Consider the following 22,581-nt stretch of genomic DNA (forward strand, 5'->3'; position numbering starts at 1 on the left):
TCAGAAGCTCATCTCGGCCACCAGCTCCAGCCGGCGCGAGTCGCCGAGCACAAACTGGCTGTTGTACGCGCTCGTCGCGTACACGCGGTCGGTCAGATTACGGCCGAAGAGACGCAGCGTCGTCCGTTTGTCGACCGTCCACGCGAGACTGGCGTCGGCCACCGTGTAGGCCGGCAATTCGCTGAGATTGGCGTTATCGGCGTAACGCTTGCCGACATAGCGCCCACCCAGCGAGGCCTGCCAGGCGCCGATGCGGTAATGCGCCCAGAGATTGGCAACGCGCTCCGGCACATTGGTCGGGCGATTGCCGGCACGCGACATCGCCACCCCGCCGACCGACTCGGAAAACTCGTCGTAACGCGCCTGCAAGGTCGTGAAGTTGCCCTCGACGCGCCAGTTTTTCCAGGGTGAGATGGCGCCCGTCAGCTCGATCCCCTGCGAATGCTGGCTGCCGCCCTGAATCGACAGGGCCGCGTTATTGGGGTCGCGGGTGATGATGTCGTCTTTCTTGATGCGGTAGACCGCCGCCGTCCACTCGCCACGCCCCTCGGCAAAGCTCTGCTTGATGCCGGCCTCGATCTGCCGGCCGGTGGTCAGGCGATACGAGCGGTTGGCGAGATTCATGCTCACCAGACTGGTCACCGGATCGCTGCCGGTGCTCGCCTGCACGTAGAGCGAAGTCGCCTGCGTGGCGCGGAACGTCAGCCCGAGGCGATAGGCATTGCCGGCGAGCGTCGTCGTCAGGCCAGTGCCGCCACCGACGAGATCGCTGCGCGAGATGTCGGCCAGGTCGCGACGCGCGCCGGCCAGCAGCAGCCAGCGCTCGCTCAGAGTCCACGCGTCCTCGGCATAGAAGGCGTTGAAGGTCGTTGCCGTCTCGTAGCGCGGCAGCGTCGGATCGGCGCTCGCCCAGTTCCCGTGATCGGGATTGCTGGCGCTGACGACCGACGAGCCGCTGTAGGGTGAGTTGTTGATGTGGCGGAAATTCACGCGTGCCGTTTCCCAGCCGAGAACCGTCGCATGACCGTCATGGCGCAGCGCCGCTTCCAGACGGTTGCCGGTCTGCGCCATCTCGTGTTCGATGTGCAGGTAATCGCTGCGCGCCACCGTACCCAGCGCCGGATTGAGCCGGTAGTTCTCGATGTTCTGCCAGAGACGCGTCGCTTGCAGGGTGTACAGCTCGTTGCTCAGGGTCAGGCCGTCATTGACGCGCCACTCGCCACGCAGGCGCAGGCGCTTGTCTTCGTAGCGGATGTTCGAGTTATCGGCGTTGTAGTTTTCGCGGCGCAGCGACTCCTCAATGTGGCCGTTGTTGGTCGGCGTGCCCCAGTAACGCTCGGGATGCTGCATGCTGTAGTCGGCAATCAGATCGAGGCGAACGTCGCTCGACGGCTGCAGGCGCAGAGTGCTCATCAGCTTGCCGCCGCGCGAATCGCCAAGATCGCGATAACCGGGGCTGGCCGTGCCGTAGGCATCGAGGCGAAAACTGCCGATCTCGCCAACGGCGCCCGTCGCACCGACGCCGGCGCGCGTGCCGCCTTCGCTATCGACACCCAGTAACGTCTCGAGACTCGCCTGCCGGCTGGGCGCCTTGCGCACGGCGTTGACCGTCGCCCCGACCGTACCGCTGCCAAACACCACCGACGCCGGCCCGCGCAGCACTTCGACGCGCTCGTAGCCCCAGGCGCTGCCGGGATAATTCTGCGTGCCCGCGCCGGTCTGCAAACGCACGCCGTCTTCGGCGATACCGACCGAGTTGGTGCCGGAAAAACCCCGGCTGGAAAACGACAGCCCACCATTACCGCCCGAGCCGGTATCGGTCAGGCCGGTGCTGCGGGTAATCGCCTCGCGCACCTGAAAATCGCCGCGTTCGCGCATGGCAACGCTATCGATAGTGTCAACACTGGCCGGCAGATCGCGCGTCGCGATGCCGGTCCGCGAACCGGTCAGGCTTACCTGATCCAGCGCCAGCGTCGCGACATCCTGACTGGCGCTGACTTCGACGGTCGACAACTGCGTCTGCGCATGAGCACTGCCGACGGCAGCAAAGGCCGCCGCCAGCGCCAGCGATACGGGAGAGACGCCCAAACGCCCGCCACGACCGGCGGACGGGGTGAAACGGAAAGAAGCCGAGGGGAAACAACGATGGCCGGGAACCCGGCGGCGACGAAAAGACACGAGCAACACTCCTGAAGGTCAAGAACGACTGGCCGGGCATCAGGAGCAGGCACTACAGGGCACAGGCGCAGCGCGGGCACGGCGCAAACGCGCCCGCCCCGTCGCTTGGCGGCAACGGAAATCCCTGTCATGACTCGGCTCTATCCGCAACCCCGCGGCCAGAAGCTGGTTAATGCCGCGCCACCAACACAGGCAGCGCGTCATCGCACGATCAAAGGCCGGTCTCCGGGCTCACACGTCTTGAGGCATCGCCTTCCCAAAACTGTCCCCTCCACAACGACTGGAGAGGTCCGAGGTTTCAGTGGCTGGCATTTCCGGGGAGGAAACGCCGTGATGCGTCCGCACGTGCTTACCGTTGCGGGGGCAGCCGAAGCTTGGCGGCCAGTGGCCGTGACTTCGTTCCCGTTTCACCCGGCGGTTGTGGCCGCCGGACACCTTTGATCACGTCACCCGGAATAGCCACGCTGCGTAGCGGGCTATCCCGAGTGGGCACGAATAGTACGCGTAAATGCGCCCGAGAGGGGCAACACGCCGCTGACATTGCCGGCCGCGCAACGACTGGGCTATCATCCGCGACCATTCGGGTGCCGCGCTCCACGTCCGTGGAGCCGGTGAAACGGGAAGCCGGTGACTCTGAGTTCGCGCTCGGACAGTCCGGCGCAGCCCCCGCTGCTGTAAGCCGGACGACTCCGCCATTCGCCACTGTGCACATGCACGGGAAGGCCGGCGGGGAAGGATGAAGGCAAGCCAGAAGACCGGCCCGATGATTACGTAGCACCATTCTCCGGGGTGACGAGAACGGTTGTGATGATTTGCTGCGCGCGCCGTTCGCCCAGCCCTTCTTACGATCCGCCCCGCTGGTATCCGTTTTTGCCGCTTCCGAGGGGACGTCATGCACATCATGGAGGGCTTTCTGCCGGTCGAGCACGCGCTGGGTTGGGCGCTGGCGTCGGCGCCCTTCGTCGCCGCAGGCATTGTTTCGATCCGGCGGACGATCCGCGCCCGCCCCGAACTGCGCATGCTGCTCGGCGTTGCCGCTGCCTTCACCTTCGTCCTCTCGGCGCTGAAGCTGCCGTCGGTCACTGGCAGTTGCTCGCATCCCACTGGCACCGGCCTCGGCGCGATTCTTTTCGGCCCGGCGGCGATGGCACCGATTGGCGCCGTCGTCCTGCTCTTCCAGGCGCTGCTGCTGGCGCATGGCGGCCTGACGACGCTGGGCGCCAACCTGTTCTCGATGGCCATCGTCGGCCCCTTCGCTGCGGCCGGCGTCTTTCGCCTGACGAAAGGGCTGGGTGCGCCGTTTGCGCTGTCGATCTTCCTCGCCGCCAGCCTCGCCGACCTTGCCACCTACGTCGTCACCTCGCTGCAACTGGCCTGGGCCTTCCCCGACCCGGTCGGCGGCATGGCCGCGTCATTCGCCAAGTTCGCCGGAATCTTCGCCGTCACGCAAGTGCCGCTGGCGATCAGCGAGGGACTGCTGACGGTGCTCATCTTCAACGCGCTGGCGCGCTTCAATCCGCAGGAATTGCGCGAACTGCGCGTCACCGGCCAGGCGGAGTCGCAGGCATGAAGCACCGCCAGAACCTGCTGTTGCTGATTGCCGTCATCCTCCTCGTCGCCCTGCCGCTCTGGCTGGTGCCGAAACCCGCTGCCGACGCCGAAGGCAAGACGGCCGACCTCTTCACCGGCGCCGACGACAAGGCGCGCGACCTGATCGGCACCATCGACCCGCACTATCAGCCGTGGTTTGCTCCCTTGCTGGAGCCGGCCAGCAACGAGATTTCCTCGCTCCTTTTTGCCCTGCAAGCGGCGCTCGGCGCCGGCTTCATCGGCTACTACCTCGGCGTCTCGGTCACGCGCGAAAAAGCGGCGCGCACGGCAGCAGCGAACGCGAAGGCGGAAACACCATCAGGCGCGAAGAGGGTTTCGGCGGCGGCGGCACCCGCCGACGAAGTGCCAATTGCCGACGCCCGCGCCACCGGGGAGCCTGCCGCCCGTGCTGATTGAGCAGGCCGCTTATGCCAACCGCTGGCGCACGGTGACGCCGGGCGCCAAGGCCCTCTTCGCCGGCTGCGGGCTGGTGGCGGCCTTTCTCGCCGCCGCGACGCCCTGGCAGGCGGCCGCCGTCACCACCTGCCTCGCGCTCGTCACCCTCGTCGGCGCCGGCATCGCGCCCCGCCTGTACCTGCGCGTGGCGGCGCCGGCGCTTGGCTTTCTCGCCATCGGCTGCCTGTCGCTCACCTACTCACTTAATTTTGACAGCGACAGCGGCGGACTCTCGCTCGCCGCCAGCGCCAGTGGCCGCACGCAGGCGCTCGAAACTGGCGCACGCGCGCTGACGGCGCTCGCCGCCCTGCTCTTCCTCGTCCTCAGCACGCCGCTGAGCGACCTGATCGCGTTGCTCCGACGCCTGCAGATGCCGGAAATCCTGCTCGACATCATGGTGCTCTGCTACCGCACACTCTTCGTCTTCAGCGCCGCCCTGCGCGACATCCATACCGCGCAGGCGGCACGTCTGGGCTATGCCGCCCCGCGTCTGGCGCTACGCTCTTCGGCGCTCTTGCTGGCCGGCCTCGTCGGTCAGATCTGGCAACGCGCGCACGCCCTCCATCTGGCCGCCGAGGCACGTAACGGCGACGGCCCGCTGCGCTTTCTTGCCCCCCCCTTCCGGCACGCCCGACGCGACACGACGATTGCCGCCCTGGCCGGGCTGGCCCTGATCGCCCTCGCCGCCAGCGCCCGCATCGCTGCACGCTGGCATCCGGCATGAGCACGCGCATGAACTCACGCAGCGCCGCGCCCATCCCCCCACGGAACGGCCCCCTGCTCGAATTCGACGCCTTGCGCTATCGCTACGACGACGGCACGGCGGGCCTTGACGGCTGTTCGCTGAGCGTGCAGTCGGGCAGCCGCAACGCGCTGATCGGCGCCAATGGCTCTGGCAAGACGACGCTCTTCCTGCACGCCAACGGCCTGTTGCGCCCCGAGGCGGGCGAAGTGCGTTACGCCGGCACGCCGCTCGACTACCGACGCGCCGGCCTGCGCGCCGCCCGCACGCACATCGGGATCGTTTTCCAGAACCCCGAGCATCAACTCTTCTCCGCCAACGTGCGCGAAGACGTCTCCTTCGGCCCGCTCAACCTTGGCCTTGATACGGCGACCGTCAGCGCGCGCGTCGACGCGGCGCTCGCCGCCGTCGGCATGCAGACGCTGGCCGAGCGGCCGGTGCACAACCTCAGCTTCGGCCAGAAAAAGCGCGTTGCCATCGCCGGCGTACTGGCCATGCAGCCGCGCGTGCTGCTGCTCGACGAACCCATGGCCGGCCTCGACGCACGCATGCAGGACGACCTGCTCGCCCTGCTCGAACGCCTGCATCACGACGGCATGACCATCCTGCTGGCGACGCACGACATCGATTTCGCCTATCGCTGGGCCGACCAGATTCACCTGATGGCTGCCGGACGCTGCACCGCCACACTCGCCACTGCCTCGCTCGCCGAGCACGCCGACGCGCTCGCCGCCGCCGGCCTCCGTCTACCCGACGTCATCCACGTACAGCGCGCCCTCGTCGCGCACGGTGTCTTGCCGGCCAGCGCGCCGGCCGCCACCTGCCTGAGCGATCTGCTCGCCCGACTGGAACGCCTGCGCAGCAATGCGCCATCCACCGCCAGCGTCTGAACTCCACCGCCCATCTCCCACACGTCATGACACCGCCAGACACCTCAACCACCGCGCCCGCCCCGGAGCAAACCGCCGCGCCAACCCTGCCCGGCAAGATATGGTTCGTCGGCGCCGGCCCCGGCGACCCCGAACTCCTGACCCTCAAGGGGCGGCGACTGCTGGAAGAAGCAGGAGCCATCCTGTACGCCGGTTCGCTGGTCAACGAAGCCGCGACGCGCTTTGCGCCCGCCGGCTGCGTCATCCGCGACTCGAAGGACATGACGCTCGAAGCGATGAACGACTGGCTGATCGAACACGCGCAGCGCCACGCCACCGTCGTCCGCCTGCAAACCGGCGATCCCGGCCTCTACGGTGCGCTGATCGAAATGACGCGACCGCTCACCGCCGCCGGCCTCGCCTGGGCGGTCGTGCCGGGCGTCTCGTCGGCCTTTGCCGCCGCCGCAGCCGCCGGTGAAACGCTGACGCTGCCGGAAGTGACGCAAACCGTCATCCTCACGCGCGCCGGCGGACGCACGCCGGTGCCGGCCGGCGAAGACCTGGCGGCACTGGCCACCCACCGCTGCACGCTCTGCATCTTCCTGTCGATCACCCTGCTGCACGAAGTGCAAGCCGCCCTGCGCGCCGCCGGCTGGCCGGAAGAAGCGCCGATCCTCGTCGTCCAGAAAGCCTCCTGGCCGGGCGCCGAAAAGATCGTCCGCGGCACGCTCGCCGACATCAAACGCCGCTGCCAGGACGAAAAAATCGGCACACAGGCAATGATCATTGCCAGCCCGACCCTCGGCGCCGGCAACTGGGAGAGCGTCATCCGCTCGAAACTCTACGACCCCGCGTTCACGCACGGCCACCGCCGCGCCAGCGCATCCGCCGACTCCGACACCGCGCGACCGGCCGATCCCTCCTGAGGACTTCCCCATGCACGACACGACACTCCTGCTCGTCGGCCACGGCTCCCGGCAGCCGGCAGGCAACGCCGAAATCGAACGCTTCGCCGCCCTCTGGCGCGAACGCCACCCCGACTGGCGCATCGACGTCTGTTTCATCGAATACGCCGACGTGCTGCTCGACGCCGGCCTCGACCGCGCCGCGCAAAGTAGCAACGGCAGCGGCAGCATCCGCCGCGTCATCGTCATCCCCTTCATCCTCAACGCCGCCGGCCACGTCAAGATGGAGATGCCGGCCGCCATCGCCGCCGCGCGGGCGCGCCACCCCGAGGTACGCTTCGACTGTCTGCGCCACCTTGGCATGGGGCCGGAGGTGCTCGCCATCCTTGAGGATCAGCGCACGACGCTGCTGCATTCGCTGGACATGCCCGATCCGCGCAGTACCGGCGTCATCCTGCTCGGGCGCGGCTCCTCCGACGCCGGCGCCAACGGCGAACTGGCGAAGATGGCGCGCTGGATCTTCGAGGCCGCCGATCACGACCTCGTCGACATCGCCTTCACCGGCGTTGCCTGGCCGCGACTGGAAACCGTCGTGCAGCGCCAGGTACGGCTTGGCATGACGCAGATTCTGGTCATTCCGGTGTACCTCTTTACCGGCGTGCTGATCGAGCGCATTGCGGCGCAACTGGCCCGGCTGCGCCGCCAGTACCCGCAGATCGCCTTCGCCGCCAGCGAGCACTTCGGTTTCGACCCGCGCATTGCCGCACTGCTCGACGCACGCCTTGCAGCCCACCTCGCCGCCGACCTCGAACACGGCGACGCCGCGAGCAGCCTGCTCGAATGCGACGGCTGCAAATACCGGCAAGCCGCCGAAGAAGACCACCTGCACGATCACAGCCACACGGGCGCGCATGCGCACGGAGCAGGGCACGCGGCGCATGGCCACGCCGATATGCACGCAGAGACGCACGCCAACGCGCATGCCGACCATCAGCACGCCGGGCACGCCCACCATCATCACCCGCACACGACGACGCCGCACCGGCACGCCTGAACCATGAGCACGAATACGATCACCGAGCAGATGACGGCCGCCGGCCAAGCCATCGAACACGACTCCTTCGCCATCATCGACCGCGAAGCCGGGCCGCACGCCTACACCGCCGCGCAATGGCCGGTGGTGCGGCGCATGATCCACGCCAGCGGCGACTTCGCCTTCAACGGCCTGGCCGAATTTCACTCCGACGCCATCGACGCCGGCCTGTCGGCGATTCTGCGTGGCGGCACGCCTATCGTCGCCGACGTCGAAATGATCTGCGTCGGCCTGTCGGCGAGCCGTCTCGCCCACTTCGGCCTGCGGACGCGCCACTACATCGCCGACGCAGACGTCATCGAACGCGCCCACGCCGAAGGCAGCACACGCGCCGTTCAGGCCATGCGCAAGGCGCACCGTCAGGGTGAACTCGACGGCGCCATCGTCGCCATCGGCAACGCGCCGACCGCCGTTCTCGAACTGCTGCGCCTGATCCGCGACGACAACGTGCGACCGGCGCTGGTCATCGGCCTGCCGGTCGGCTTCGTCTCCGCCGCCGAGTCGAAAGACCTGCTCGCCGCCAGCACGCTCGTGCCGTGGATCGTCGTGCGCGGTCGCAAGGGCGGCTCGACGCTCGTCGTCGCTGCCATCCACGCGCTGCTGGCACTCGCCGAAGACCGGCAACGCCATGGCGGCTGAAACACCCCGCCTGCGCAAGGCGACGGCAACGCGCCAGCGCGGCCAGCGCACCGGCTACACCACCGGCGCCAACGCCGCGGCGGCCGCCGTCGCGGCGACGCTCGGCCTGCTGCGTGGCCGCGTGCCGGACGAGGTTTTCTGCCGGCTGCCCAACGATCAGGAGATCGCCTTCAGTATCTGCGAAGGCGAGCTTGATGGCGACACCGCGCGCGCCGTCAGCATCAAGGACGCGGGCGACGATCCCGACGTCACGCACGGCGCCCGCCTGACGGCGACGGTACGCCGCGTCGCCGATGGGCGGTCGGAAGTGCGTCTGGGCGGCGGGCCGGGCGTCGGCACCGTCACCCGCGAAGGCCTCGGGCTGGCTGTCGGCAGCCCGGCAATCAACCCCGTGCCGCGTCGCAACATCCTCGACAACGTACGGCGGCAGGGCGCCGCGCTGCTGGCGAGCGGCGACAGCCTCGACGTCACCATCGCGGCACCGGGCGCCGAAGAAATCGCCCTGCGCACGCTCAATCCGCGCCTTGGCATCCTCGGCGGCATTTCGATTCTCGGGACGACCGGCATCGTCCGCCCGTATTCGACGGCGGCCTTTCGCGCCAGTGTCATTCAGGGTATCGAGGTCGCCGCCCGGCAGGGACAGCGCAGCGTCGTCTTCACCACCGGCGGGCGCAGCGAGAAATTCGCCATGCGCCAGCTGCCGACGCTGGCCGACGCCTGCTTCGTGCAGATGGGCGACTTCATCAAAGCCGCCTTCCAGACCGCCATCCGCCAGCACATGCAGCACATCTACATCGGCGCCATGGTCGGCAAGCTGACGAAGATGGCGCAAGGGCTGGCGGTCACGCATGCCTGGAAGGAAGCGGTCGACCGCGATATCCTCGCCGACTGCGCCAGCGCGGTCGGCGCATCGGCCGATCTCATCGCCGAGATTCGCGCGGCCGAAACCGCCCGTTTCGCTGCCGAACGGCTGACGCAGGAAGGCCGCCATGTCGCCTTTCACCGGGAACTGGCGCGGCGCGCGATGCACAGTCTGCGTGACTGTTATCCGGGCCCTTATCAACTGAGCGTGCTGGTCTGCGATTTCGACGGCCAGCTGATCACCCGCGTCGAGGAGAACGACTGTGACGGCGCCTGATTGCAACATTCTCGGCATTCTCGACGACGGCCTCGCCGGTCTGGGCGACGACGCCCGGCAATGCCTGCACGAGGCCGACCTCGTCATCGGCGCCGCGCGCACGCTGGCGCTCTTGCGCGAGCTGCCCGGCGAACGCGAATGGCGCACCCTCGACGGCGCCCTCGGCGACGTTCCCGGCTGGATTCGCGACGCCCGGGCAGCCGGCCGGCGCTGCGTCGTGCTGGCAACCGGCGACCCGCTCTGCCACGGCATCGGCCGCTTCCTCGTCGCGAAGCTCGGCACCGACGGCCTGCGCATCGTGCCGGCGCCCTCGACCCTGCAACTGGCCTGCGCACGACTGCACCGCCCCTGGCAGGATTACCGCATCGCCAGCTGCCATAGCGGCAATAGCGGCGAGTGGAACGGCTGGGACGACTCTGCACGCCCCGAACACGCCCTCTACCCGCTGCTGCGCGCCATCGCTGAATCGCCGCGCGTAGCCGCTTTCACCGGTCCCGAGAACACGCCGACACGGCTCGCCCGCGCCCTGCTCGCCGCCGGCTATGGCGACGAAATTCGCCTGTCGGTCGCCGCCCGGCTGGCGCTCGCCGACGAAGCCCTGTTCGCCGACCTCAGGCTGACGGAAGCCGCGACGCGCGAATTTCCGCAACCGAACGTCGTCCTGATCGAGCGCGATACGCGGCGCGCGACGACCACCGGCAGGCATGGAGCGAAGGAAACGGACGCCACGGAGTGCGCGCCCCGCCACGCCGGAGAGCCGCCGCTGTTTGGCATTCCAGACGCCGATTTCGTGCAGCGCCAGCCGGAAAAAGGCCTCATCACCAAGCTCGAAGCGCGCGCCGTCTCGCTCGCCAAACTGGCGCTGCGCGCCGACAGCATCGTCTGGGACATCGGCGCCGGCTCCGGCGCGGTCGGACTCGAAGCCAGCCGTCTGTGCCCACGCGGTCACGTCTTCGCCATCGAAAAGAATGCCGCCGACGCCGCCAACGCGCGCGCCAACGCGTATCGCCTGCGCGCCACCAACTACACCTTGCAGGAGGGAAAAGCGCCGGCCGGTCTCGATAGCTGGCCGGCGCCCGACGCCGTCTTCATCGGCGGTTCCGGTGGCGAACTGACGACGCTGATCGACGCCGTGCTGCGGCGCCTGCGTCCGGGCGGCCGACTGGTAATGAATTTCGTTACCCTCGAAAACCTCGCCACGGCCACCGCCACCCTCGCGCGCCTTGGCGCCGCGTGGGACGTGGTGATGCTGCAAGCCGCACGCAGCCAGCCGATTCTCGACATGCACCGGCTGGCCGCACAAAACCCTGTCTGGATCGTCGGCGCCCAAGCCGGCTCCTCGCCCGAAAGCTCCCATGACTGACCCCCGCTACGGCCGCCTGATCGGCGCCTCCCTTGGCCCCGGCGATCCCGGCCTCATCACCCGCCGCGCCTGGGCCGCCCTCGAATCCGACGCACGCTGGCTGTACCCGGTAAAAAAAAGCGGCGGCGGTCGGGGCGACTCCTACGCCCTTGCCATCGTCGAGCGCAGCGGGCTGCCGATTCCGGACGACGCCGAGGCACTTGTCTTCCCGATGTCGCGCGATGCGCAGGTGCTCGCCCGCGCCTGGGCGACGGCGGCGGCACGCACGCTCGACGTGCTCGCCAGCGGCCGCGATGCCGTCTTCCTTGTCGAAGGCGACGCGTCCACCTTCGCGACCTTCGGCCATCTCGCCCGTGCCGTGCGCGCGCTCAACCCGGCCATCGAGGTGGAAACCATCGCCGGCGTCAGCTCCTTCGCCGCCGCCGCGGCGACGACGGGCGTGCCGCTCGCCGAAGAGGACGAAACGCTGGCCGTCATCCCCGCTGCCTACGGCGTCGCGGTGATCGACCATCTGCTCGACGATTTCGACACGCTCGTCCTGCTCAAGGTGAAGCCGCTCATCGACGAAGTGCTCGACCTGCTGGCGCGCCGCGACCTGCTCGCCACCAGCTGCCTCATCGAGAAAGTCGGCACGCCGGAAGAGCGCATCATCCGCGACGTCGCCAGTCTGGCCGGCACGACACTGCCGTATCTGTCGCTGATGCTGGTGCGTAACCCGAAACGGGCGCGCGGCGAACTGCGTCGCGGCTGCCGCAAGCGTCTCGCCCCGGCGGGTGCGCCCGACGAAGCCTCGACGATCACCGCCACGCAAGAAGCCGCTGCGTGACGCCAACACCGGCTCCACGCCCCTCTTTGCCCATGCACACCAACGTTGACCGACTCTCCCATTCCCGTGCCCGCCGCTGAACGCCTGGCCGTGCTGGCAATCACCCGGCACGGTATTGCCCTGGCCGCGCGCCTGCTCGCCGCCCGGCCCGACGCAACACTCTTCGTGCCCGAAAAATTCGCCGCCGAAGCAGCGCAGGCCATCGCCGCGATGCGCCCGCCAGCCGTCGCCCAGCCCGCGACCACGAACGATGCTGGCGCTGGCGCACCGCGGCCAACGACCAACGCCCGCCAGCTGCCGGCGCAGCTCAAGCCCTATGCCGGAAGTGCCGGCGCGCAGATCGGCGGAATCTTCGCCGCCTTTGACGGCATCGTCGCGATCCTCTCGCTGGGCGCCATGGTGCGCCTCGTCGCGCCGCACCTGCGCGACAAGACGCGCGATCCAGGCATCGTCGTCGTCGACGAAAGCGGCCAGTTCGCCATCCCCATGCTCTCCGGACATCTGGGCGGCGGCAACGCATTGGCCGGCACCGTCGCCCGCCTCATAGGCGCCACGCCGGTTCTCACCACGGCCTCCGACGCCCGCCAGACGCTCGCCGTCGACCTGCTCGGGCGCGAACTCGGCTGGGTCTGCGAAGGCAGCCACGCCGCCCTGCTGCGGGCGAGCGCCGCCGTCGTCAATGACGAGCCGGTCGCCCTCGTGCAGGAATGCGGCAGCCACGACTGGTGGCGGCGACACGCAAATGGCCGCTGCGGCCCACTACCCGCCAACATCCACTGCTTCACCCGCCTCGAAGCGCTCGAAGAACTCGCCCACGTCAGCCCCGACGCAGCACCGTTTGCGGCCATCCTCTGGGTGAGTGAGCGCCCCTTGCCGCCCGCACTGGCCGAGCACTTTGGCGATACGCTCATCCGTTACCGCCCCGGCGCACGCGGCGCGAATCCCGCCACACCCGAACACAGCAGCACATGAATGCCATGCCCTCCTTCGCCGGCACCTTCCGAATTGCGCTCGGCATCGGCTGTGACCGTGGCACGCCGCAGGCAACGATTGCCAGCGCCGTTGCCGGTGCGCTTGCCGCCGCCGGCCTCAGTGACGCGCGCATCGTCGCCGTCGCCAGCATCACCCTGAAAGCCGACGAAGCCGGTCTCCTCTCCTGCGCCGCCGCACATGGCTGGCCGCTGCACTTCTATCCGCCCGCCGAACTTGACTGCGTGCAGGTTCCGCATCCGTCGGCCATTGTCCGCCGTCACACCGGCAGCGGCTCGGTCTCCGCTGCCGCCGCGCTACGCGCCGCCGGCGCCGTCAGCGACAGCGGCACCGAACTCTCGGCCCTGTTGCTCGAAAAGCACACGCTGCGCGGCGCCGACGGCCGCAACGTCACCGTATCCATCGCCCGCTGCGTCGACCACAGCACGCCTTCCCCGGACCATTCATGACAGCCCCTCTCCCCGCCCGTCCCGGCAAGATCACCCTCGTCGGCCTCGGCCCCGGCGCCATCGAACACATGAGCGGCCGGGCGCGCGCCGCCATCGCCGAGGCCGACACCGTCATCGGCTACGCGGCCTACATCCGCCTCGTCGCCGAACTGCTACCGGGCAAGGAAGTCATCAAGAAAGCGATGACCGAAGAACTCGACCGCGTGCACGAAGCCGTCGACCGCGCCCGGCAGGGCAAAAACGTCGCCCTCATTTCCTCCGGCGATGTCGGCGTCTACGGCATGGCGGGCGCTACCTACGAAACGCTTTTTCAGGCGGGCTGGACGCCCGACGACGACATCGCCGTCGAAGTCGTCCCCGGCACCTCGGCGATCAACAGCTGCGCCGCGCTCGTCGGCGCGCCGCTGACGCACGATTTCTGCGCGATTTCGCTCTCCGACCTGCTGACGCCCTGGCCGGTCATCGCCCGCCGGCTCAACGCCGCCGCCGCCGCCGATTTCGTCGTCGCTCTCTACAACCCGAAAAGCGGCCGCCGCACGCGGCAGATCGCCGAGGCACGACGCCTCTTTCTCGCCCACCGCCGCCCCGAAACGCCGGTCGCCATCGTCAAATCGGCGTACCGCGCACGCCAGCATATCGAATTCGCTACCCTCGACAGCCTGCTCGACGCCGATATCGGCATGTTGAGCACTGTCCTCATCGGCAACAGCAGCACCTTCATCCAGCACGGTCGAATGGTGACGCCGCGCGGCTACGCCAACAAATACGAAACCGCCAGCGGCGCCGCGCATCGTGGCGAGCGGGCTGGCCATTCGCTGTCGAGCGGCCTTGACGGCTGGCTCGCCGCATTGCGCGAGGAGCACGCAAACGGACAGAGTATCGCCGCGCTGGCCAGCCGCTTCCAGCTACCCCCCGACTACATCGCCGCCACGCTGGCCGACGTTGACGAGGCCCTGCACGCTGCCAGTGACACCGCACACGACGCGTGACGCCCTCTGAACACGTGAGCCTCGCTCGCACTGCCTTCCCCGTGCCCCGCAAGGCGCCCGGGCACGGTGCGAAAACGCCCTCGTCATGATTCGACCCCAATACGATAAGTCAATGTTCTAACTTAACTTTTCGCACCCACTCCGGGACAATTCAGCACTTGGCAAGCGCTCGCGCGCAGAGGACAATGCCGCCACTCTTTAGGGCGGCGGGCTCGTAGCACTGACTCGCAGCACCGCACGACGGGACGCCCTCCCGCTCTTTCTGGTTGAGCCTTCCTTGCCTCCGCACGCCCACGATCCCCCCGCCGCCGGTCTCTGTTGCGTTCCGGCGACTGTCAGCCCCCCGACACCGGAACTCAGCCCCTCGTCGCTCACGCCAGCCGCTACGGCCGAGGCGGCGTCTGCGTCTGTGGCCTCGCCTACGGCCGCCGCAACGACCCGCAGCATGCCGACCGTCGCCGCTACGGGAGAACCGTCCGCCTCTGGAGTCTTGGAAGCCGGGGGATCGCACCGGCTGGTACCGGCTCTGACGCCTCCCCTTCTCCCCCTGCTGGCGCCCGACGCGCCCACCGCCGAGCAGCTGCTGGCGCTGGCCGCCGCCATTCCCGGCGTCGTCTTCCAGTTCATCGCCCGCCCCGACGGACGCCGACAATATCTCTATATCAGCCCGGGCATCGAGCTGACACACGAAGTCAGCATGCGCGCCGCCTATGCCGACGCCGAACGGGTATTAGCCTGCATCGTTGAAGAAGACCGTCCCGGCCACCGCTCGCTGATGGAATACGCCATCGCCACGCGCAACCGCTGGCGACACGAATACCGCATCCGCACAGCCAGCGGCCGTCTGAAGTGGATACACAGCGAAGCGCTGCCGCAGTTGCAGGAAGACGGCAGCACGCTCTGGCACGGCGTCTTGAGCGACGTCACCGATCGCCACCGTCTGCTCGACTCGCTGGCCACCAGCGAAACCTTCAACGCCACCATTCTCAACTCGCTCGCCGAACACATCGCCGTGCTCGACGAGCGCGGCGTCATCGTCGCGGTCAACGAAGCCTGGCGACGTTTCGGCGCCGAAAATGGCGCGCCGCCAGAGTTCTCGGCGTGGACGGGCCTGAGCTACCAGCGCGTGTGTACGCGCGCCGGCAAGGCGCCCGTCGACGCCACGGGCAACCGCGCCTGGCAAGGCATCGAAGCGGTCATCGCCGGCCGGCTGGAGGAGTTTTCGCTCGAATATCCCTGCGATTCGCCGGACACGGCGCGCTGGTTCGCCATGCGCGTACATCCGTTGGCACCGCCGCGACGTGGCGCCGTCGTCGCCCATCTCGACATCACCCGCCGCAAGCTCGCCGAACAGGCGCTGCGTGAAAGCCAGCGCAGCCTGCTGCTGGCGCAAAACGCCGGGCGCGTCGGCAACTACAGCATCGATCTGAGTAATGGCCGCTGGCAGGCGTCGGCGATGGTCATCGACATCTGCGGCATCGCCCCGGCGGTGGAATACAGCGGCGAAGACTGGATCGGGCTGATCCACCCCGAGCACCGACAACGCGCCGCCGCGCACTACGACGAAGTGCTGGCGACCGGCTGTCGTTACTCGCAGGAATACCGGATCGTTCGACCGCTCGACGGCGAAACGCGCTGGATCGCCTGTGAGGGCGAACTCGATCCGCGCCCCGACGGCAAGGCACGCCTGATCGGCACGATCCACGACATCACCGAGAGCAAGCGCGCGCAGCGCATGCAGCTGCGCGCCATCATCGACGCCGCCCCGTACGGCATGTTTCTCGTCGGCGAAGATGGCGCTATCCAGCTGCACAACGCGGCGGCGGCGGAGATCTTTGGCTACCCGCTCGGCGAACTGCAGGGGCTGCCCATCGACCGTCTGGCGCCGGCCAACCAGCGCGACGCGCATGCCCGCTACATCCGCCACTACTGGCAGGATGCCGCGCTGCCGCGCAGCAGCCTGAACCGCGAGCTGACGGCACGCCATCGCGACGGGCATGAGTTCCCGGTGGAAGTCAGCCTCAGCCCGATGTGGCTCGACGGCCAGAAAGTGCTGATCGCCGCCGTCAACGACATCAGCGCCCGCAAGAACGACGAACTGCGCCTCAAGCACAGCGAAGAGCGCCTCGAAATGGCCACGCGCGCCGGTGGCATCGGCATCTGGGACTGGCTGCTCGACAGCGACACGCTGCTCTGGAACGAGACGATGTTCGCCCTCTACGGCCTGCGTCCCGACGAGTTTGGCGGCACCTCGGACGACTGGCTGCGCTGCGTGCACCCGGACGACCGCGAACGCGTCCACGCCAGCGATCTGCGCGCCCTGCGCGACACGCACGAGCACGACTGCGAATTCCGCATCGTCTGGCCGAACGGCAGCGTGCGCCATATCAAATCGGTCGGCAAAGTGCTGCGCGACGAAGGCGGCCACCCACGCCGCATGCTCGGTACCTGCTGGGACATCACCGCGCAGAAGCACGTCTCCAACCAGCTGCAACTGGCGGCCACCGTGTTTTCGGCGATTCGCGAGGGCATCCTCGTCGCCGACGAAAACAACCGCATCGTTGCCGTCAACCCGGCCTTCACCCGACTCACCGGCTACACCGCCGAAGAAGCGCTCGGCGAGACGACGCGCCTGCTCAAATCCGGCCGCCACGACACGCCCTTCTACCGCGACATGTGGCAGACCCTTAAGACGCACGGCCATTGGGAAGGCGAAATCTGGAACCGCCGCAAGGGCGGCGAGATATACCCGGAATGGCTGATGATCAGCGCCGTGCACGATGAAACCGGCACCCTGCGCTCGCACGTCGCCATGTTCTCGGACATCACCGAGCAAAAACGCGCCGAGCAGGCGATCTGGCAAGAAGCCAACTTCGACGCGCTGACCGGCCTGCCCAACCGCCGCATGCTGCGCGACCGCCTCGAACAGGAGCTGAAAAAGGCGCACCGCACCCGCCTGCCGCTGGCACTACTCTTCCTCGACCTCGATCACTTCAAGGAGGTCAACGACACGCTCGGGCACGGCATGGGCGATCTGCTGCTCAAGGAAGCGGCGCAGCGTCTGTGCCAGTGCGTGCGCGAAGCCGACACGGTCGCCCGCTTCGGCGGCGACGAATTCACCATCGTTCTCGGCGAACTCGAAGATCGCAGCAGCATCGACCGCATCGCGCAGGAAATCCTGCGCCGCCTGGCCGCGCCTTTCCGCCTGCCGGACGAAACGGCCTACGTCTCGGCGAGTATCGGCGTCACCCTCTTTCCGGACGACGCCCGCGACATCGACGCCCTGCTGAAAAACGCCGACCAGGCGATGTACGCCGCCAAACGTCAGGGGCGGAACCGCTACAGCTACTTCACGCCGGCGATGCAGGAGCTCGCGCAAAAGCGCATGCACCTGACCCGCGATCTGCGTAGCGCGCTCGCCAACAACGAATTCCGCGTTTACTACCAACCCATCGTCACGCTGGCGGACGGCCGCATCCACAAGGCAGAAGCGCTGATTCGCTGGCAGCACCCGCAACGCGGTCTGGTCAGCCCGGCAGAGTTCATCCCCCTCGCCGAAGAAACCGGACTGATCAACGACATTGGCGACTGGGTGTTTCGCACCGCCGCCACGCAGGTCGCCCGCTGGCGGAAACACTACTGCCCCGATTTACAGATCAGCGTCAACAAGTCGCCGGTCCAGTTCCGCAACAAGGACGACGACCTCGCGCCCTGGTTCGACTGGCTGAAAGGGCTCGGTCTACCGGGGCAGAGCATGGTGATCGAAATCACCGAAGGCCTGCTCATGGAGGCCAGCCCGCTCGTCCGCGAGAAGCTGCTCGCGCTGCGCGACGCCGGCATCCAGGTCTCGCTCGATGATTTCGGCACCGGCTATTCGTCGCTGTCCTACCTGAAGAAATTCGACATCGACTACCTGAAGATCGACCAGTCCTTTGTCCGTAACCTGGCGCCCGACTCCGACGATCTGGCGCTCTGTCAGGCGATCATCGTCATGGCACACAAACTCGGCATCCACGTCATCGCCGAAGGCGTCGAAACCGAGGCGCAACGCGCCCTGCTGGGCAGCGCCGGCTGCGACTTCGGGCAAGGCTACCTGTTCGCGGAGCCGCTACCGCCCGAAGACTTCGAACGCCGACTGGCGGGCTGAAGCGCCCTCACCTGGCGCGCGCACCAGGCGGGCAGTGGCCGGCAAAGCGAATGGCGTGACCGAGGCCCCGGCTCGCGTGCCACACGATGTGCTGCCTGACGCGACGACCGAGCGTCTCGGCCAGCCAGGCCCCGGCGTTGATACCCCCAGACGCAAAAATCCCGGCACGAGGCCGGGATTTCATCAAACCGCGTCGGTAACGCCCGTGGCCTAGACCGACGGGCGTTCATCGAGCGCTTAGCGGTCGCCGAAGCTGCGACGAGCGGCCGTGTCGCGCGGCGCCGAGCGATTCTGAGCATCACGCGCGCCCCCCCAACCCGTTCGCCCTTCGGCGCTGTGGCCCGGCTTGCCGTATCCACTACGCGCTTCGCCGTTGCCACGGCCGCCCTTCCAGCCACCCGGCTTGCTGCCCGGCGCACGCGACGGCGGCGACGAACGACGCACCGGTTCGAAACCCGGAATGACATTCACCGGAATTTCCTGCTGCGTCAGCCGCTCGATCTTGCGCACGTTGAAGCGTTCGCCGTGATTGACGAGCGATACCGCCAGACCATTACGGCCAGCGCGACCGGTACGGCCGATGCGGTGGATGTAGTCTTCGGCAAACTTCGGCAGATCGTAGTTGAAGACGTGGGTGATCGTCGGCACGTCGATGCCGCGCGCCGCCACATCGGTCGCCACGAGAACGCGCAACTGACCGCGACGCAGCGCGTTCAGCGTACGGTTACGTGCGCCTTGCTGCATGTCGCCATGCAGGGCAGCCGCGGCGAAACCGGCGACGTTCAGACGATCGGCGATGGTGTCGGCATCACGCTTGGTCGCCGTGAAGACGATGGCCTGGTCGATGCTCGTATCGCGCAGGAGATGATCGAGCAGACGATTCTTGTGTGCCAGATCGTCCACAAAGTGCAGACGCTGCTCGATGTTGTCGTGGCGCGCGGCAACCGCCGTCGCCTGAACCAGTTGCGCGTCGCGCGTGATGCGGCGGGCCATGTCGCCAACGACGCCGTCGAGCGTCGCCGAGAAGAGCATGGTCTGACGCGTCGCCGGCGTTGCGGCAACGATGCGTTCGATATCGTCGATGAAGCCCATGTCGAGCATGCGGTCGGCTTCGTCGAGCACCAGCGTTTCGAGGCAGGAGAAGTCGATCTTGCCCGACTCCATGTGATCGATCAGGCGGCCCGGCGTCGCCACGAGGATCGCCGGATTCTGCGCCAGCAACTGCATCTGCTTCGGGTAAGGCATGCCGCCGAGAATGGCAACGGCGCGCACATGGCGCAGCGTGGCACCGTACTTGTCGGCAGCGGCGGTCACTTGCAGGGCCAGTTCGCGGGTCGGCGCCAGCACCAGCATCTTCGGCTGCGCCGGCGAGAAACGCTGACGGTCGCTGCGGCCACGCGGCGCGTGACGGCCGAAATTCGGCGTCGACGGGGCGGCCGCCGTCGGGGCCTGGCTGGCAAAGCGGTGCAGTGCCGGCAGCAGAAACGCCGCCGTCTTGCCCGAGCCGGTTTGGGAAGACACCATCAGGTCGCGGCCGGCGAGAGCCGCCGGAATCGCTTGCGCCTGTACGGGTGTCGGTTCGTTGTAGCCCGCATCAGCGAGCGCCTTGAGCACAGCCGCGTGCAGGCCGAGTTCGGCAAAAGTCATCAGTCTCTTTCGTGGGTAAGGCGCGCTGCAACCGGAGAAATTCCAGTGCCGGCGCGAAAATGCGCAACGCCAACCAACGAAATGACCGAGGGAATCTCGGGGGGATTTCGGCACAACAGCTTTGTGCCGGATCGGCAGTCGATGAATCGACGCCAGGAGGCAGGAGGGCTTGGCGGCCAGGTTCGCGATGCTTGTCCTGTGTGTCGCGGCGAATCCGCAAGCGTGCAGGACTGCGCAGTATAGCGGAAACCTCGTACTAACGCTAACTTATTGCCAGATGCGCTTGCGCGAGGCGCCTTGCGCGCGTCGCGCCCGCCTAACGCGTCGGCGCCTATGTCTGGGCGACAGCGGCAACGACAGGGGCGGTCGAGTCGGTCGCAAGATCGGCCGCAGGATCGATCGCGACATCGGCGGCAATATCGCTCGCCATATCCGCCGCGAATATCTCCGTGACCAGCACGCTCTGAGCGCCGAAACAAAACTTCGAGCGCCGCCCCCAGAGCACCGGCGACGACCCGCCGAGCACGGCACAGGCGGGAGCATATAAAGGGTGCCTGCCATCGATGCGGCACACATGCAGTCGCCCACGTTCGAAGCCCGGATGCGCAAACAGCAGCGAGCCGAGCGAACGTTCCCCCAGACGCGCCAGCCAGCGCGTCAGCGGCCCACGTGGCTGTGTCGCCAGCACGGTATGCGCGAACACGCGCGGCCGCCCGTCGCACAGAAGCGTCACGTCGCGCACCCACACCTGCGCCCGCGGATCAAGGTGCAAGCTCGCCGCCTCATCCGGCGTCGGCCGTGCCTTCAACTGCCGCAAGAGCTGCAAGGAGAAGTGCCCGCAAGAGCGCAGCCGCGCAGTCAGCGAGCCCCGGTCAAACAACCAGGAGCGAGGGGCTGGCACGTCCGGATGACGCGCCAGCGCCACCTGCCAACGCCGGGTGAGGCGACCACTCACGCAACGCCCCGAGAACGCAACCGCGCGACGACTTAAACGACCACTCACACGACTCCTTACTGCGGCGCCGGCGAGCGCTCGACACCAACGATACGCATGCCCCGGCCAAGACTGCGGCTGGCGAACCAGCCCAGATTCATCTCCAGCGCAAAACGGGCAGGCTGCGCGGCGCAGTGGTTGTTCTCCGTCTGCGGCTGCATGTCCTCGATATTGATGATGCGGCCCTCCTCATCGAGGAAGGCGACCGACAGCGGCAGCAGGGTATTACGCATCCACATGCAATGGCGCGCCCGCTGCGGAAAGACGAACAGCATGCCCTGCTGCGTCGCCAGCGTCCGCCGGTACATCAGGCCCTGCATGCGCGTTGCCTGATCGGACGCCACCTCCGCCTCGATGCGGTGAATACCGGCCGACAATTCGATCTGCGGAAATTCCGCCGCCTGCGCCGAGGCGAGGCCGAAGGCCAGCGCGACCAGAGAAACAACTCCGCCCAAGCGATGCCAGAAAATCACGGTGCGCATGCGTAACCTCGTTCAGTGGCGGGGCGCTGGTTTGTGGCGACGATTGGCATGCGCGCCGTGGCGGCGCGAGGCCGGCAGTGAGGCAGCGTTATGCGCCTTGCCCGGCTTATGCACCGACAGAGGCGCGCGCGACGCGGCGTTCGGGTGCGCCGCCGGGTGATGCGGCGCTGCTGTCGAGCTTGCAGATGTCGCCGGTTTTGCGGAAGCAGAGCGCACCGCCGGAGCGGGAGCCGTGGGCGTGACCGGCTTCGTCGGCTTTACAGCGACGGGCGCGGCGTGGGCTCGCGGAGCCACAGTCTGCGGCGCCATGACGACCGTTCCATCGGCATCTTCCGCCGTCTTGGGGACGGCATGCGCCGCCAGCGTCGCCACCATCAGCAGCAGAGCCAGAGAAAATCGTTTCATCGATGTTTCCTCGAAGAAGAAGGAGCCCGCGGACGTGGCCGCGAGGGCGCTGCCAGCGGCGGCAGCGCAAGGAACTCAGGCGAGACTCGCCGCCATTCACCGGGCGCCAGCGACTCGGTGGTCGCGGGGCCGATAGCATAGCGAAACAGGCGCAAGGTGGGAAACCCGACATGCGCCGTCATCCGCCGCACCTGCCGGTTGCGCCCCTCGGCGATCTGAATCTCCAGCCACGACGTCGGCTTGTCGCGGCGAAAGCGGATGGGCGGCTCGCGCGGCGGCAAGTCCGGCGCGTCGATCCGCCGCACCTGCGCCGGCCGTGTCGTGAAGTCGGCATAGCGCACGCCCGCGCGCAAGGCCGCCAGGGCGTCGTCCGTCGGGATGCCTTCGACCTGCACCCAGTAAGTCTTCACCAACTTGAAGCGCGGATCGGCGATCCGCGCCTGCCATACACCGTCGTCCGTCAGCAGGAGCAGGCCCTCACTGTCGGCATCGAGACGCCCCGCCGCATAGACGCCAGGCACGTCGATATACGCCGCCAGCCCACGCCAGCGCCCCTCGTCGGTGAATTGACTGAGGACGCCGTAGGGCTTGTTGAATAAGAGGATTTGCGACACGTCAGTCCGAAGTCCGTCCGAGAATTCACACGACACAAGAAACCCGCGATTGGCCGGGCGCTCGC

General features: G+C 67.8%; 20 protein-coding genes and 2 riboswitches. Of the genes, 14 read left to right on the plus strand and 6 right to left on the minus strand.

Translation table 11 applies throughout. The annotated features are described in order from the left end of the window. On the minus strand, nt 1-2,178 hold the full coding sequence (locus GHK24_RS09725; protein ID WP_340666162.1) for a TonB-dependent receptor: 2,178 nt from the start codon (nt 2,176-2,178) through the stop codon (nt 1-3). 199 nt (nt 2,179-2,377) lie between these two features. Beyond that, nucleotides 2,378-2,632: riboswitch (cobalamin riboswitch) on the minus strand. 110 nt (nt 2,633-2,742) lie between these two features. Further along, nucleotides 2,743-2,956: riboswitch (cobalamin riboswitch) on the plus strand. 114 nt (nt 2,957-3,070) lie between these two features. On the opposite strand from GHK24_RS09725, the gene GHK24_RS09730 reads away from it, so the two are divergent. From GHK24_RS09730 to GHK24_RS09795, 14 genes are all read left to right on the plus strand, one after another. After that, nucleotides 3,071-3,748: an energy-coupling factor ABC transporter permease gene (locus tag GHK24_RS09730; RefSeq protein ID WP_153472669.1), complete on the plus strand. Its 678-nt coding sequence runs from the start codon at nt 3,071-3,073 to the stop codon at nt 3,746-3,748. Beyond that, on the plus strand, nt 3,745-4,185 hold the full coding sequence (locus GHK24_RS09735) for an energy-coupling factor ABC transporter substrate-binding protein (protein WP_153472671.1): 441 nt from the start codon (nt 3,745-3,747) through the stop codon (nt 4,183-4,185). Before GHK24_RS09730 ends, GHK24_RS09735 begins: the two co-directional genes overlap by 4 nt. Beyond that, nucleotides 4,175-4,948 carry a cobalt ECF transporter T component CbiQ gene (cbiQ, locus tag GHK24_RS09740; protein ID WP_167682226.1) on the plus strand — a complete coding sequence of 258 codons (774 nt, stop codon included), beginning with the start codon at nt 4,175-4,177 and terminating at the stop codon, nt 4,946-4,948. Before GHK24_RS09735 ends, cbiQ begins: the two co-directional genes overlap by 11 nt. Nucleotides 4,949-4,956: 8 nt before the next feature. Further along, nucleotides 4,957-5,856 carry an energy-coupling factor ABC transporter ATP-binding protein gene (locus GHK24_RS09745; RefSeq protein WP_153472673.1) on the plus strand — a complete coding sequence of 300 codons (900 nt, stop codon included), beginning with the start codon at nt 4,957-4,959 and terminating at the stop codon, nt 5,854-5,856. 26 nt (nt 5,857-5,882) lie between these two features. After that, nucleotides 5,883-6,761 (plus strand): precorrin-4 C(11)-methyltransferase, encoded by an 879-nt coding sequence (cobM, locus tag GHK24_RS09750; protein WP_153472675.1) that lies wholly within the window; start codon nt 5,883-5,885, stop codon nt 6,759-6,761. 10 nt (nt 6,762-6,771) lie between these two features. Continuing rightward, complete coding sequence (locus GHK24_RS09755) at nt 6,772-7,794, plus strand: sirohydrochlorin chelatase (RefSeq protein WP_153472677.1); 1,023 nt, start codon at nt 6,772-6,774, stop codon at nt 7,792-7,794. A 3-nt stretch (nt 7,795-7,797) separates the two neighbouring features. Continuing rightward, entirely contained in the window at nt 7,798-8,472 is a 675-nt protein-coding gene (locus GHK24_RS09760) for a precorrin-8X methylmutase (RefSeq protein WP_153472678.1), read from the plus strand. Continuing rightward, on the plus strand, nt 8,462-9,610 hold the full coding sequence (locus GHK24_RS09765) for a cobalt-precorrin-5B (C(1))-methyltransferase (protein WP_153472679.1): 1,149 nt from the start codon (nt 8,462-8,464) through the stop codon (nt 9,608-9,610). Before GHK24_RS09760 ends, GHK24_RS09765 begins: the two co-directional genes overlap by 11 nt. Then, the gene (gene cbiE / locus GHK24_RS09770; RefSeq protein ID WP_340666163.1) at nt 9,597-10,973 is read left to right on the plus strand and encodes a precorrin-6y C5,15-methyltransferase (decarboxylating) subunit CbiE; all 1,377 of its coding nucleotides are present in this window, start codon (nt 9,597-9,599) and stop codon (nt 10,971-10,973) included. Before GHK24_RS09765 ends, cbiE begins: the two co-directional genes overlap by 14 nt. Continuing rightward, complete coding sequence (gene cobI, locus GHK24_RS09775) at nt 10,966-11,799, plus strand: precorrin-2 C(20)-methyltransferase (protein ID WP_153472681.1); 834 nt, start codon at nt 10,966-10,968, stop codon at nt 11,797-11,799. The genes cbiE and cobI overlap by 8 nt, the downstream gene beginning before the upstream one ends. A gap of 45 nt (nt 11,800-11,844) precedes the next feature. After that, entirely contained in the window at nt 11,845-12,771 is a 927-nt protein-coding gene (locus tag GHK24_RS09780) for a cobalamin biosynthesis central domain-containing protein (RefSeq protein WP_153472683.1), read from the plus strand. Beyond that, nucleotides 12,768-13,238 (plus strand): cobalamin biosynthesis protein, encoded by a 471-nt coding sequence (locus GHK24_RS09785; protein ID WP_228384643.1) that lies wholly within the window; start codon nt 12,768-12,770, stop codon nt 13,236-13,238. Before GHK24_RS09780 ends, GHK24_RS09785 begins: the two co-directional genes overlap by 4 nt. After that, nucleotides 13,235-14,227, plus strand: coding sequence for a precorrin-3B C(17)-methyltransferase (gene cobJ / locus GHK24_RS09790; protein ID WP_153472685.1), 993 nt, complete (start codon nt 13,235-13,237; stop codon nt 14,225-14,227). The genes GHK24_RS09785 and cobJ overlap by 4 nt, the downstream gene beginning before the upstream one ends. 445 nt (nt 14,228-14,672) lie before the next feature. Then, complete coding sequence (locus GHK24_RS09795) at nt 14,673-18,374, plus strand: PAS domain-containing protein (protein WP_153472687.1); 3,702 nt, start codon at nt 14,673-14,675, stop codon at nt 18,372-18,374. Between the two features lie 237 nt (nt 18,375-18,611). On the opposite strand, the gene GHK24_RS09800 is transcribed toward GHK24_RS09795, so the two are convergent. From GHK24_RS09800 to GHK24_RS09820, 5 genes are all read right to left on the minus strand, one after another. Then, nucleotides 18,612-20,021 (minus strand): DEAD/DEAH box helicase, encoded by a 1,410-nt coding sequence (locus GHK24_RS09800; RefSeq protein ID WP_153472689.1) that lies wholly within the window; start codon nt 20,019-20,021, stop codon nt 18,612-18,614. Nucleotides 20,022-20,352: 331 nt separating this feature from the next. Next, nucleotides 20,353-20,976: a chorismate lyase gene (locus GHK24_RS09805; protein ID WP_194286409.1), complete on the minus strand. Its 624-nt coding sequence runs from the start codon at nt 20,974-20,976 to the stop codon at nt 20,353-20,355. A 56-nt stretch (nt 20,977-21,032) separates the two neighbouring features. Next, nucleotides 21,033-21,497 (minus strand): DUF192 domain-containing protein, encoded by a 465-nt coding sequence (locus tag GHK24_RS09810; RefSeq protein ID WP_153472693.1) that lies wholly within the window; start codon nt 21,495-21,497, stop codon nt 21,033-21,035. A gap of 12 nt (nt 21,498-21,509) precedes the next feature. Beyond that, complete coding sequence (locus GHK24_RS09815; RefSeq protein ID WP_153472694.1) at nt 21,510-21,902, minus strand: hypothetical protein; 393 nt, start codon at nt 21,900-21,902, stop codon at nt 21,510-21,512. Continuing rightward, complete coding sequence (locus tag GHK24_RS09820) at nt 21,899-22,516, minus strand: pseudouridine synthase (RefSeq protein WP_167682202.1); 618 nt, start codon at nt 22,514-22,516, stop codon at nt 21,899-21,901. The genes GHK24_RS09815 and GHK24_RS09820 overlap by 4 nt, the downstream gene beginning before the upstream one ends. Between the last annotated feature and the right edge of the window lie 65 nt (nt 22,517-22,581).

The sequence above is a fragment of the Rhodocyclus gracilis genome, from assembly GCF_009617575.1.
Classification (GTDB): Bacteria; Pseudomonadota; Gammaproteobacteria; order Burkholderiales; family Rhodocyclaceae; genus Rhodocyclus; species Rhodocyclus gracilis.

Coding starts and splice junctions, on each gene's coding strand:
- GHK24_RS09745 (WP_153472673.1), top strand. CDS start 4,957: ATGAACTCACGCAGCGCCGCGCCCATCCCCCCACGGAACGGCCCCCTG.
- cobM (WP_153472675.1), top strand. CDS start 5,883: ATGACACCGCCAGACACCTCAACCACCGCGCCCGCCCCGGAGCAAACC.
- GHK24_RS09800 (WP_153472689.1), bottom strand. CDS start 20,021: ATGACTTTTGCCGAACTCGGCCTGCACGCGGCTGTGCTCAAGGCGCTC.
- GHK24_RS09730 (WP_153472669.1), top strand. CDS start 3,071: ATGCACATCATGGAGGGCTTTCTGCCGGTCGAGCACGCGCTGGGTTGG.
- GHK24_RS09795 (WP_153472687.1), top strand. CDS start 14,673: ATGCCGACCGTCGCCGCTACGGGAGAACCGTCCGCCTCTGGAGTCTTG.
- GHK24_RS09815 (WP_153472694.1), bottom strand. CDS start 21,902: ATGAAACGATTTTCTCTGGCTCTGCTGCTGATGGTGGCGACGCTGGCG.
- GHK24_RS09765 (WP_153472679.1), top strand. CDS start 8,462: ATGGCGGCTGAAACACCCCGCCTGCGCAAGGCGACGGCAACGCGCCAG.
- GHK24_RS09755 (WP_153472677.1), top strand. CDS start 6,772: ATGCACGACACGACACTCCTGCTCGTCGGCCACGGCTCCCGGCAGCCG.
- GHK24_RS09760 (WP_153472678.1), top strand. CDS start 7,798: ATGAGCACGAATACGATCACCGAGCAGATGACGGCCGCCGGCCAAGCC.
- cobI (WP_153472681.1), top strand. CDS start 10,966: ATGACTGACCCCCGCTACGGCCGCCTGATCGGCGCCTCCCTTGGCCCC.
- GHK24_RS09735 (WP_153472671.1), top strand. CDS start 3,745: ATGAAGCACCGCCAGAACCTGCTGTTGCTGATTGCCGTCATCCTCCTC.
- GHK24_RS09785 (WP_228384643.1), top strand. CDS start 12,768: ATGAATGCCATGCCCTCCTTCGCCGGCACCTTCCGAATTGCGCTCGGC.
- GHK24_RS09810 (WP_153472693.1), bottom strand. CDS start 21,497: ATGCGCACCGTGATTTTCTGGCATCGCTTGGGCGGAGTTGTTTCTCTG.
- cobJ (WP_153472685.1), top strand. CDS start 13,235: ATGACAGCCCCTCTCCCCGCCCGTCCCGGCAAGATCACCCTCGTCGGC.